At 39.4% G+C, this 780-nt stretch carries 2 protein-coding genes; both read right to left on the reverse strand.

The features are described from left to right. The coding region (locus G6554_RS26440; RefSeq protein ID WP_166246844.1) for a DUF5348 domain-containing protein at positions 1-157 on the reverse strand (157 nt) is incomplete at its 3' end. Then, positions 154-780: ExeA family protein (locus G6554_RS25315; protein ID WP_166246845.1), on the reverse strand; the 627-nt coding region annotated here is incomplete at its 5' end. The genes G6554_RS26440 and G6554_RS25315, both read right to left, overlap by 4 nt.

Consider the following 780-nt stretch of genomic DNA (forward strand, 5'->3'; position numbering starts at 1 on the left):
CTAGTTCTATTCTGCACACAAGGCGCTTTCCATCTCCAAGATGCAATTCAAACGAATCGCCGCATCGTAACTTGTAATCACTCTTACCGTTATCCCAAAAGACCATCCAACAATCAAGAAAATCATTGTATTTCATATCTCTCCATGGTTTTTTCATGTCAGTTCCCCCTGAATGACATGTTTAATCATATGGTCATCAATGATTCGACGTCCGTTTTGTGCTCCGTAAAGAAGGCTATGAGTACAAACCTTATTAATAAGTCTTGGCGTTCCACCAGAAAAACGATGTATCTCTTCTAAAGCACCGTCTGAAAAGATTTGTTGATCAACCTCGGCATATTCTAGATGTCGAGAGACATACTGATCCACTTGTGCTCGATCATAGTGATTTAATTTGAACTGAATATCAATTCTTTGGCGTATAGCTGCGTATGATTGAAGACGTAGACGGTCCCATAATTCACTTTGCCCTACAAGTATAAGGGCCATTGGACTTTGTGCGTCCATCTTAAAGTTGAGTAAGAATCGTACTTCTTCAAGCATCTCACGATCAAGAAGATGTGACTCATCGACCACAACGACCGGCTGAATTCCGTGAATACCTCTCATTAACTCAATTTCACGATGAAGCTGACGTTTAGCATCCCCTCTATAAAACTTTGATTCAGCTCCTAGCTGTTCTAACAATCCTTTATAAAAATGCCTAGGAGTTAGTTTTGAATCCGATAAATAAAGTACTTGGAATTTTCCATGATCAAGTCCATCGACAAATTTTCGAAT

The sequence above is a fragment of the Bacillus sp. MM2020_4 genome (assembly GCF_011250555.1).
Lineage (GTDB): Bacteria > Bacillota > Bacilli > Bacillales > Cytobacillaceae > Neobacillus.